The 10,884-nt window shown below is 71.8% G+C and carries 9 protein-coding genes; 3 read left to right on the plus strand and 6 right to left on the minus strand.

The window, feature by feature from the left end; genetic code table 11:
• Positions 1–527: 527 nt before the first annotated feature.
• Positions 528–878, minus strand: a complete 351-nt coding sequence (locus ACYVF4_RS12610; RefSeq protein WP_460723310.1) for an Rv2175c family DNA-binding protein — start codon at positions 876–878, stop codon at positions 528–530.
• A gap of 215 nt (positions 879–1,093) precedes the next feature.
• Between ACYVF4_RS12610 and ACYVF4_RS12615 the strand changes: the two genes are divergently transcribed.
• Both ACYVF4_RS12615 and pknB read left to right on the plus strand, forming a co-directional pair.
• Positions 1,094–2,197 (plus strand): LysM peptidoglycan-binding domain-containing protein, encoded by a 1,104-nt coding sequence (locus ACYVF4_RS12615; RefSeq protein WP_460723450.1) that lies wholly within the window; start codon positions 1,094–1,096, stop codon positions 2,195–2,197.
• Positions 2,198–2,268: 71 nt separating this feature from the next.
• Positions 2,269–4,209, plus strand: coding sequence for a Stk1 family PASTA domain-containing Ser/Thr kinase (gene pknB / locus ACYVF4_RS12620; RefSeq protein ID WP_460723312.1), 1,941 nt, complete (start codon positions 2,269–2,271; stop codon positions 4,207–4,209).
• A gap of 36 nt (positions 4,210–4,245) precedes the next feature.
• On the opposite strand, the gene ACYVF4_RS12625 is transcribed toward pknB, so the two are convergent.
• Genes ACYVF4_RS12625 through ACYVF4_RS12635 form a run of 3 tightly spaced genes read right to left on the minus strand, consistent with a single transcriptional unit; the run spans position 4,246 to position 7,270 of the window.
• A complete protein-coding gene (locus ACYVF4_RS12625) occupies positions 4,246–5,583 on the minus strand; it encodes a class II 3-deoxy-7-phosphoheptulonate synthase (protein WP_460723314.1) in 1,338 nt (445 codons plus the stop codon).
• A 50-nt stretch (positions 5,584–5,633) separates the two neighbouring features.
• Positions 5,634–6,332, minus strand: coding sequence for a lysophospholipid acyltransferase family protein (locus ACYVF4_RS12630; protein ID WP_460723316.1), 699 nt, complete (start codon positions 6,330–6,332; stop codon positions 5,634–5,636).
• Between the two features lie 2 nt (positions 6,333–6,334).
• Positions 6,335–7,270: an ROK family glucokinase gene (locus tag ACYVF4_RS12635; protein ID WP_460723318.1), complete on the minus strand. Its 936-nt coding sequence runs from the start codon at positions 7,268–7,270 to the stop codon at positions 6,335–6,337.
• Between the two features lie 144 nt (positions 7,271–7,414).
• On the opposite strand from ACYVF4_RS12635, the gene ACYVF4_RS12640 reads away from it, so the two are divergent.
• Complete coding sequence (locus tag ACYVF4_RS12640; protein ID WP_460723320.1) at positions 7,415–9,241, plus strand: AMP-dependent synthetase/ligase; 1,827 nt, start codon at positions 7,415–7,417, stop codon at positions 9,239–9,241.
• Positions 9,242–9,304: 63 nt separating this feature from the next.
• Here ACYVF4_RS12640 and ACYVF4_RS12645 read toward each other — a convergent pair whose 3' ends face one another.
• Together ACYVF4_RS12645 and ACYVF4_RS12650 are read right to left on the minus strand one after the other, a co-directional pair.
• On the minus strand, positions 9,305–9,796 hold the full coding sequence (locus ACYVF4_RS12645; protein ID WP_460723322.1) for a peptide deformylase: 492 nt from the start codon (positions 9,794–9,796) through the stop codon (positions 9,305–9,307).
• Positions 9,797–9,804: 8 nt separating this feature from the next.
• The coding region (locus ACYVF4_RS12650; protein WP_460723324.1) for a MinD/ParA family ATP-binding protein at positions 9,805–10,884 on the minus strand (1,080 nt) is incomplete at its 5' end.

Genomic DNA, 10,884 nt, shown 5'->3' on the forward strand with positions numbered 1-10,884 from the left:
CACCCAACGCAGATGACCGCATCCGTCGTCATCCCCAGCCGTAACCACAGATGCCGTCAACACGCCCACCGCCCGCCCAACGCAGATGACCGCATCCGTCGTCATCCCCAGCGGAAACCGCGGATGGCGTCAACAGCCCAACGCCCACCCGACGCAGATGACCGCATCCGTCGCCATCCACGGTCGAGATCGCGGATGCCGTCAACTTCTGGGCCGCCACGGCCCTCTCGGCCCGCCCCTGCCACGCGTCCGCAGGCGAGTCGACGTGCGCGTCGCCGAGCGCAGTGGCGACGAAGGGTCGTGTGAGCGTGAAGTTCAATGGCGAATTGGGAAACTATCGACCCGTTTTCGGGGGCGAAGAACGCAGGCACACCGCCGTTCGCCCGACGGCGCGCCGCCGGCGATTGGCGCGGGACGAGCGGCACGGCGCCGGGGCGGCTGGGCGGTACGGCTCGGGGCGGCTGGGCGGCGCGGACTGGCGGGGCGGCGCGGACTGGCGGGGCGGCGCCGGGCCGGACCCGGCGGGCTCAGGCGAGGGTGCGCGCGACGCGCCGCACCTCGCTCTTGCGACCGGCCCGCAGCGCCTCGATGGGCGCCGCGCCGATCGTGTCCTCCTCGGTCAGCAGCCAGTCGATCGCCTCGTCGTCGTCGAACCCGGCGTCGTGCAGGGCGATGACCGTGCCGCGCAGCGACGGCAGCGGACGCTCGTCTTTGATGAACAGGGCCGGGATCCGGAGCGACCCCCCGCGGCGCGAGCCGATCAGGTGGTGCTCGTCGAGCAGTCGGTGGACGCGGCCGGGGGTCTCGCCGAGAGCGGCGGCGACCTCGGCGAGAGAGAGCCAGGGGGTGTCGATGCGAGGCGCGGAGTCAGCGGTCACCCTGCCACTATCGCATCTTCGCGGGGGTCCGTCGCCCCGTCACTCTGTTCACACCAGTCACAATCTCCTCTTTGGTTGACACCTGCATTCATCCGTGACACCGTTCTGGCACGGCCATCGAGGGGGATCTCTTGCGAAGCGACAGCCACCGGACCCTGCAGACGACCCTTGCCGCCCGGCTTCCCGCCGTGGTGGCGGGTTCGCTCGCGCTGGCCATGAGCACCGGCACGGCCGCCGTCGCGGCCGAGCCCCGACCGCAGCAGGAGCGGATGCAGCGGGGCGCGGGCGCCGCATTCGCGCCGGCTCCCGCGCACGCGCTGCCCACTCCCCGCCAGGCGGCCGCGCGTCCCACCAGCTACACGGTGCGCCCGGGCGACACCGTCAGCGGCATCGCGGCGAGGCACGGCCTGCGCACGCAGGACGTGCTGGCCCTCAACGGCCTCACGTGGCGGTCGGTGATCCACCCCGGCCAGGTGCTGAAGCTCGCCGCACAGGCCGCCGCGCCCGCGCCCGCGCCGACGGCATCCGCCCCCGCCCGCGTGCACACCGTCGTCGCCGGCGACACCGTCACGGCGATCGCCGCGAAGCACGGCACGACCATCGCCGCGGTGCTCGCCGAGAACAAGCTGTCGCGCTCGTCGATCATCTACCCGGGGCAGAAGCTGCGGATCCCCGGTGCACGGGCGGCAGCGCCCGCGGCGGCGCCGGCCGCCCCCGCCGCCCCCACGATGACCCACGCGGCCGCGACCGCTCCCGCCGGATCCCACACCGTCGCCGCCGGCGACACCGTCTACGCCATCGCGGCCCGCTACCGCACGTCGGTCGCCGCGATCCTGGCCGCCAACGGCCTGGGGTCTTCGGCGATCATCTACCCCGGCCAGAAGCTCGCGATCCCCACCGCCTCGGTCGCGGGGCTCGACGCCGAGCAGATCGACAACGCCCGCCTCATCATCCGGATCGGGCGCGAGATGGGCGTCCCCGACCGCGGCATCGCGATCGCCCTCGGCACCGCGATGCAGGAGTCCTGGATCCGCAACCTCGACTGGGGCGACCGCGACTCCCTCGGGCTGTTCCAGCAGCGGCCGAGCACCGGGTGGGGCACCGCCGAGCAGGTGCGCGACCGCGCGCGATCGATCCGGACGTTCTTCGGCGGCTCCGGCGACCCCAACGGCGACAGCACGCGCGGGCTGCTGGACATCCCCGGCTGGCAGGACATGTCGTACGCGGATGCCGCGCAGGCGGTGCAGATCTCGGCGTACCCCGAGCGGTACGCGCGGTGGGAGAAGCCGTCGTTCGCGTGGCTCGCGGCGCTCGGGTGAGGCCGACGGCGGCGTCCCGCACGGGTGAGCCGCTCCCGGGGCTCGGCGTCCGGCATCCGTAGACTTCTGCCGTGAGCACGAGCCAGCAGACGGACCCGCTGATCGGCCGTCTGGTCGACGGCCGGTACCGCGTCCGTGCTCGCATCGCCCGCGGCGGCATGGCGACGGTGTACGTCGCGACCGACCTGCGCCTGGAGCGGCGGATCGCCCTCAAGGTCATGCACGGGCACCTGTCGGACGACAGCGTGTTCCAGAGCCGGTTCATCCAAGAGGCGCGCGCCGCCGCGCGCCTGGCCGACCCGCACGTGGTGAACGTCTTCGACCAGGGCCAGGACGGCGACATCGCCTACCTCGTGATGGAGTACCTGCCGGGGATCACGCTGCGCGAGTTGCTGCGCGAACAGCGCCGGCTCACCGTGCCGCAGTCGATCACCATCATGGATGCCGTGCTCTCGGGCCTCGCGGCCGCGCACCGCGCCGGGATCGTCCACCGCGACGTCAAGCCCGAGAACGTACTGCTGGCCGAGGACGGCCGCGTGAAGATCGGCGACTTCGGCCTCGCGCGCGCCACGACCGCCAACACCGCCACCGGCGCGCAGCTGCTCGGCACCATCGCCTACCTCGCCCCCGAACTGGTGACGCGAGGAACCGCCGACGCGCGCAGCGACATCTACGCCCTCGGCATCATGCTGTACGAGATGCTGACCGGCGAGCAGCCCTACAAGGGCGAGCAGCCGATGCAGATCGCGTTCCAGCATGCGACCGACTCGGTCCCCCGCCCGAGCGTGAAGAACCCCGGCGTGCCCGAGCAGCTCGACGAGCTCGTGCTGTGGGCGACCGAGAAGACGCCGGACGACCGGCCGAGCGACGCCCGCGAGATGCTGGACCGGCTGCGCGAGATCGAGCGCGAGCTCGGTGTCACGCCGCAGGTCACCCGCACCGGGGCGACCCATGTCGTCCGCGAGCCGGGGATCACCGACGAGCTCACCGCCGTGCTGCCGCTGCTGCCGACCGGCCCGGTGGCCACCGTCGACGACGGCGACAACGCCTCGCGCCTGCGCCGCGCGACGAAGCGCCGGTCGGTGCGCGGCGCCTGGCTGGTCACCCTCGTGCTGGTGCTCGCCGGCGCGGCCGCGGGCGTCGGCTGGTGGTTCGGCTCGGGCCCGGGCTCGCTCGTCGCGGTGCCGGGCGTCGACGGCCTCAGCTTCGCCGAGGCGCAGGCGGTGCTCGCCGACGAGGGCCTGCTGGCCAAGGAAGAGGGGCGGACGAGCCTCGAGGTGCAGCCGGGCCTGGCCATCGACTCCCGCCCGAGCGAGGGCGCCCGGGTCGACAAAGAGACCACGGTCACCGTCTTCATCTCGCTGGGCCCAGCCGAGGTGCAGGTCGCGGCCCTCATGGGCCGCAGCGAGGACGAGGCGCGCCGCGCCCTCGAGGGCTACCGCATCACGGCCGAAGAGAAGACGACGAAGTTCTTCCGCCCCGAGGCGAACGGCACCGTCGTCGGCGTGCTGATCCAGCCGGCGGCCGGGGGCGAGGCTATCGCGTGCGGCGACGGCTGCACCGCGAACGAAGGCGACTCCGCCACGCTGTGGGTCTCGGTGGGGCCGGTGCCCGATGTCGTCGGCGACAGCGAGGACGGCGCGAGGGCGGAGCTCGAGGGCGTGGGCCTGAAGGTCGCGGGCGAGAGCATCCGGCAGACCAGCGAGTCCATCGGCGCCGGCCGCGTCATCGGCATCGCCGAGCGCGACGGCGGCGGCAGCTGGCGCCCGGGCGAGACCGTCCGCCTGATCGTCTCGACCGGTCCGCCGCTGTTCGCGGTGCCCGACGTCGTCGACCTCACGCGCGACGAGGCGATCGCCACGCTCGAGGCCGAGGGCTTCCAGGTCGACTACGCCGTGTTCTGGGCGGCGATCCCGAATTCGCTGACTCGCGTGACCGGCTCGGATCCCGAGGCAGGCGCGATGGTCGTCCGCGGCACGCGGGTGTACATCTCGATCACCGCGACCGGTTGACCCGGCGGGCGGCCGGCCTCGCGGCCGGCGCGCCGGTCAGCGCTTCTCGAGCTCCTCGGCGACGAGGAACGCCAGCTCGAGCGACTGCATGTGGTTCAGACGCGGGTCGCACAGCGACTCGTAGCGGGTGGCGAGGGTCGCCTCGTCGATCATCTCGGAGCCGCCGAGGCACTCGGTGACGTCGTCGCCGGTGAGTTCGACGTGGATGCCGCCGGGGAAGGTCCCCACGGCGCGGTGCGCCTCGAAGAACCCGCGCACCTCGTCCACGACGTCGTCGAAGCGGCGCGTCTTGTAGCCGGTGGGCGTGGTGATGCCGTTGCCGTGCATGGGGTCGGTGACCCACAAGGGCAGCGCCCCCGAGTCGCGGACGGCCTCGAGCAGCGGCGGCAGGGCGTCGCGGATCTTGCCGGCGCCCATGCGCGTGATGAAGGTCAGGCGGCCGGGCTCGCGCTCGGGGTCGAGCTTGTCGATGAGCGCGAGGGCGGTGTCGGGCGACGTGGTCGGGCCGAGCTTGACGCCGATGGGGTTGCGGATCTTCGAGAAGTAGTCGACGTGCGCGCCGTCGAGCTCGCGCGTGCGCTCCCCGATCCACAGGAAGTGCGCCGAGGTGTTGTACGGCGTGCCGGTGCGCGAGTCGATGCGGGTGAGGGGGCGCTCGTAGTCCATGAGCAGACCCTCGTGGCCGGTGTAGAACTCCACGCGCCGCAGTTCGTCGAAGTCCGCACCGGCGGCCTCCATGAACTTGATGGCGCGGTCGATCTCGGTGGCCAGGCGCTCGTACTGCTGGTTGGCGGGGTTCTGCGCGAAGCCCTTGTTCCACGAGTGCACCTCGCGCAGGTCCGCGAAGCCGCCCTGTGTGAACGCGCGGATCAGATTGATGGTCGACGCGGCGGTGTGGTAGCCCTTCAGCAGCCGCTGCGGGTCGGCCTGGCGCGAGCCCTCGGTGAAGTCGTAGCCGTTGACGATGTCGCCGCGGTAGGCCGGCAGCGTCACCTCGCCGCGGGTCTCGGTGTCGCTGGAGCGGGGCTTGGCGAACTGGCCGGCCATGCGGCCCATCTTCACCACGGGCATCGAGGCGCCGTAGGTCAGGACGACGGCCATCTGCAGCACCGTCTTGATGCGGTTGCGGATCTGCTCGGCGGTGGCGCCGGCGAACGTCTCGGCGCAGTCTCCGCCCTGCAGCAGGAACGCCCGTCCCGCGGCCGCGCGAGCCAGCCGGTCGCGCAGGTTGTCGACCTCGCCGGCGAACACCAGCGGGGGCAGCGTCGCAAGCTCTGCGGATGCCGCGGCGACGGCATCCGCGTCGGGCCACTGCGGCTGCTGCTTGATGGGCAGGGTCCGCCAATGGTCGAGCGCGTCGATCTGCTGGAGCATCCCTCGATTCTAGCCGTGGCGGAGGGGGCTCCCTGCCGTTGTGACGGGGGTCAGGCCCGGGCGCGCACCGGCTTCTTCAACCGGTCTTTCACGGTCGAGGCGTAGACGTCCTCGTACTCCTGCTCGCCGAGCCGCTGCAGGGCCACCATGATCTCGTCGGTGATGGAGCGCAGGATGTACCGGTCGGACTCCATGCCGGCGAAGCGCGAGAAGTCCAGGGGCTCGCCGATGACGACGCCGACCCGCACGACCCGCGGGATCCGCTGGCCGATCGGCATCATGGTGTCGGTGTCGACCATCACCACCGGGACGACGGGGACCCCCGCCTCGAGCGCCATGCGCGCGATGCCGGTGCGCCCGCGGTAGAGCTTGCCGTCGGGCGAGCGGGTGCCCTCGGGGTAGATGCCCAGCAGCTCTCCCCCGCCCAGCACCTGCAGGCCGGTGTTCAGCGACGCCTCGGACGCCTTGCCGCCGGAGCGGTCGATCGGCAGCTGCCCCGTCGCCTTGAAGAAGATGCGTGTGGCCCAGCCCTTGAGGCCCTTGCCGGTGAAGTAGTCGCTCTTGGCGAGGAAGGCCACGGGCCGGTCGATCATGAGCGGCAGGATCACCGAGTCGATGAAGGACAGGTGGTTGCTGGCGAGGATGGCGCCGCCGGTGGCGGGGACGTTCCTGCGGCCGACGATCCACGGGCGGAAGATCGCCTTGACGATCGGTCCGATGACCACGTATTTCATCAGCCAGTAGAACATCGTCAGCCCTCCACGACCGCCAGGTCCGCCGCACCGATGAGCCCCGCGTCGTTGCCGAGCTGGGCGATGGCGAACTCGGCGACCGGCCGGTCGCCGTAGCCGGGCAGCGAGGTCTCGTAGGCGAGGCGGACGGGCGCGAGCAGGTCCTCGCCCAGCTGCGCCACTCCCCCGCCGATCACGAACAGCTCGGGGTCCAGCGCGGCCTGGAAGCCGCCGCAGGCCTCGCCGAGCGCCGTCGCCACGCGGCGGAGCGCCTCGATGGCGCCCTCGTCCCCCGCAAGCACGAGGCGCGAGATGGCGGGACCCGGGATCGACCCCTTCTCTTCGCGCAGCTGGGCGAGGCGGGCGCCGATGCCGCCGGCATCCGCGATGGAGTTCGCCTCGCGCTGGAGCGCGCGGCCGGATGCATACTGCTCCAGGCATCCGTTCTGGCCGCAGCCGCACGGCAGCCCGTCCCGCGTGAAGCGGACGTGGCCGAGCTCGCCGCCGATGCCGTGGCCGCCGCGGTAGAGCTTGCCGTCGAGGACGACCGCGCCGCCGACGCCGGTGCCCATCGTCAGCATCATCATGTGCTCGACGTTGCGGCCGGCGCCGAAGCGGAACTCCGCCCAGCCGGCGGCGTTGGCGTCGTTCTCGATGATGACCGGCATGTCGACGCGGCTCTCGATGACGGCCTTGAGCGGCTCGTTGCGCCACGCGATGTTGGGGGCGTGGATGACCGTGGCCCGGTCGCGGTCGATGAAACCGGCGGCGGCGACGCCCGCGGCCTCGACCTCGTGGTGCAGCGCGAAATGGCGGATCATGTCCACGACGGCATCGGCCAGAAGAGTGGTGTCGACGGGAGTGTCGACCCGGAGCTTCTCGACGATGTGGCCGGACTCGTCCACCACGCCGCCGGCGATCTTCGTTCCACCGATGTCGATGCCGACCCTGAGCACTGCACTCCCTCCGGCCGGCGCGGGCGCGACGGCGCCTTGCAGTCTAGCCGCGGCATGCCCGCGCGACCCGCGCTGTGACGCGAAGTGGTGTGGTTAGACTCGCTTCACGACCTCCCCCGCCCGACCGGTACCGAAGGAGTTGCCGTGGTCCAGTTCGAAGTCCCTGCCGTCGTCCCCGCCGATCCCGAAGCGGGAGTGGGTGACCTGCTCGCCGAACGCGTGAAGGCCACGCCGCAGCTCGCCCTGTTCGCGGTCCCCGACGGCGACGGCTGGCGCGACATCACCGCCGCCGAGTTCGAGAAGCAGGTCGTCGCCCTGGCGAAGGGCCTCGTCGCCGCCGGCATCGAGCCCGGCGAGAAGGTCGGGTTCATCGCCCGCACCACCTACGACTGGACGCTGGTGGACTTCGCGCTGTTCTATGCCGGCGCCGTCATGGTCCCGATCTACGAGACCAGCTCCGCCGACCAGATCTCGTGGATCCTGTCCGACTCCGGCGCAGTCGCCGTCATCACCGAGTCCGGCGACCACACCGCGCGCGTCGAAGAGGTCCACGGCGACCTGCCGCTGGTGCGCAAGGTGTGGCAGATGCAGCGCGGCGACCTCGACACCCTGGTGTCCGAGGGCGCGTCCGTCGGTGACGACGAGATCGAGCGCCGGCGCAAGCTCGCCGTGGGCTCCGACATCGCCACGCTCATCTACACCTCCGGCTCGACCGGCCGCCCGAAGGGGTGCGTGCTGACGCACGGCAACTTCGTCGAGCTGACGCGCAACTCCGCCAAGGCGCTGCACGAGGTGGTCTCGACGCCCGGTGCGTCGACGCTGCTGTTCATCACCACCGCGCACGTGTTCGCGCGCTTCATCTCGATCCTCGACATCCACGCGGGGGTGAAGACCGGCCACCAGCCCGACACCAAGCAGCTGCTGCCGGCGCTGGGGTCGTTCCAGCCGACGTTCCTGCTGGCGGTCCCCCGCGTCTTCGAGAAGGTCTACAACTCCGCCGAGCAGAAGGCCGAGGCCGGCGGCAAGGGCCGCATCTTCCGCGCCGCGGCGCAGACGGCGATCGACCACTCCAAGTTCGAGCAGGAGGGCAAGAAGATCCCGCTGAGCATGGCGCTGAAGTTCCGCCTGTTCGACAAGCTCGTCTACAGCAAGCTGCGGACGGCCATGGGCGGCCGCGTCGTGTACGCGGTGTCGGGCTCGGCCCCGCTCGGCGAGCGGCTGGGCCACTTCTTCCACAGCCTCGGCGTGACGATCCTCGAGGGCTACGGCCTGACCGAGACCACCGCGCCCGCGACGGTGAACCTCGCCACGAAGTCCAAGATCGGCACCGTCGGTCCCGTCCTCCCGGGTGTGGGCATCCGCCTCGCCGAGGACAACGAGATCGAGGTGCGCGGCATCAACGTCTTCAAGGAGTACTGGCGCAACCCCGAGGCCACCGCCGCGGCCTTCGACGACGGCTGGTTCAAGACCGGCGACATCGGGTCGTTCGACTCCGAGGGCTTCCTCACGATCACCGGTCGCAAGAAAGAGATCATCGTCACCGCCGGCGGCAAGAACGTCGCCCCGGCCGCGCTCGAGGACCCGATCCGCGCCAACCCGATCGTCAGCCAGGTGGTCGTCGTCGGTGACCAGAAGCCGTTCATCTCGGCGCTGATCACCCTCGACCCCGAGATGCTGCCGGCGTGGCTGTCGAACCACGGCCTGCCCGCCGACATGTCGCTGGCGGATGCGGCGAAGAACGACGCCGTCCGCGCCGAGGTGCAGAAGGCCGTCGACGTCGCCAACAAGCGCGTCTCGCGCGCCGAGTCGATCCGCAAGTTCACGATCCTCCCCACGGAGTGGACCGAGGCGAGCGGGCACCTGACGCCCAAGATGAGCATCAAGCGCAACGTCATCCTGAGCGACTTCGCCGGCGACATCGACGAGATCTACGCCTCGCCGGTCAACACCACCAACGTCTCGCTGCCGTAGTCCACGGCGAGCGGATGCCGGAGCCCCGGGCCTCATCGAGGTCCGGGGCTCCGTGCGTCCGGGTCAGTACCAGTCGGCTTCGCGGATCTCTCTCATCGCCGCCCGGCGCTCCTCGGGGGTGAGCCGCTGCAGGTAGAGCATGCCGTCGAGGTGGTCGGTCTCGTGCTGGAGAGCCTGGGCGAGGAGCCCTTCGCCCTCGAGGACGACCTCGTCGCCGTCGAGGTCGATGCCGACGACCTTCGCCCACGGGTGGCGCAGCGCGTCGTGCCACAGTCCCGGCACCGACAGGCAGCCTTCGCCGGTGGGCACGGGCTCGCCGCGCACCTCGACGAGGACGGGGTTGAGGACGTACCCGATGTCGCCGTCGATGTTGTAGCTGAAGGCGCGCAGGTTCACCCCGACCTGCGGGGCGGCGACACCGGCGCGCCCGGGCAGGGCGACGGTGTCGAGCAGGTCGCGGACGAGGGCGCGGATGCCGTCGTCGATCTCGTCGATGGGGGCGCTGGGTGCGCGCAGGACGGGGTCGCCGAAGACGCGGATGGCTCTGACGGTCATGTCGGCGCTTACGCCGCGGAGGTCATCGCGCGAAGACCCTCGACGACGACGGCGGCCAGCTCGCGGGCGGCCTGGCGCGTCTCGGGCGCGAGGTCGCGGTAGACGATGGCGCTGCCGGCGGCGATGTGCGGGTCGTACGGCATCCGCACCACCGCGCGCACGCGCGAGCGGAAGTGGGCCTCGAGCTCGTCGGGGCGCACGAGCGGCGCGCCGGGACGGGCGTTGTTGAGGACGACGACGGCGCTGCGCACGCGGTCGCCGTACCCGTGGGACTCCAGCCACGTCAGTGTCTCGGACGCCAGCCGCGCCTCGTCGACACTCAGGCCCGAAACGATGACGAGCTGGTCGGCGCGCCCCAGGGTCGCCGACATCACCGAGTGGACGATGCCGGTGCCGGTGTCGGTGAGGACCACGGAGTAGTAGTGCGCGGCGAGCGAGGCGACGTCGTCGTAGTCGGTGTCGCTGAACGCTTCGGCCACGTGCGGGTCGGTGTCCGAGGCCACGACGTCCAGGCGCGTCTCGTCGCGCGCGACGATCGCCGACAGGTCGTTGTAGCCGACGACCTTGTCGCGGGTGCGGACGAGGTCGCGCACCGTCTTGCCGCTCGTGCGCGAGATGCGCTCGGCGAGCGTGCCCCGGTCGGGGTTGGCGTCGATGGCGATGACGCGGTCGTCCCGCGCGTCGGCCAGCGCCTGCCCGAGCAGGGTCGTCACGGTGGTCTTGCCGACGCCGCCCTTGCGCGAGAGCACCGGCACGAACCGCGCGACGCCGTTGAGGGGCGCCGCGATGCGGCGGTCGAGCTCCTTGCGGGCGCTGGCCCGCTTGCTGTCGCCCAGGTTGATGCGGTGCGCCGAGAGGCGGTACACGAGGTTCTGCCACGTGCCCTCGGGCTCGGGCTTGACCAGGTGGTGCGGGTCGAGCAGCCGGTCGGGGGTCAGCAGATCCGCCGTCTCACGGTCGGCCTCGAACTCCCCCAGGCGCTTGGACTGCAGCGTCACGTCGGGGCGGGGTGCCACGACGCGGGTGGGCTGCGGCAGCGGCGGAGCGGCGGGCACGGCGACGGGCGCGGCCGCGGCGGGCGCGGGGCG

The organism is Microbacterium aureliae, from assembly GCF_054780155.1.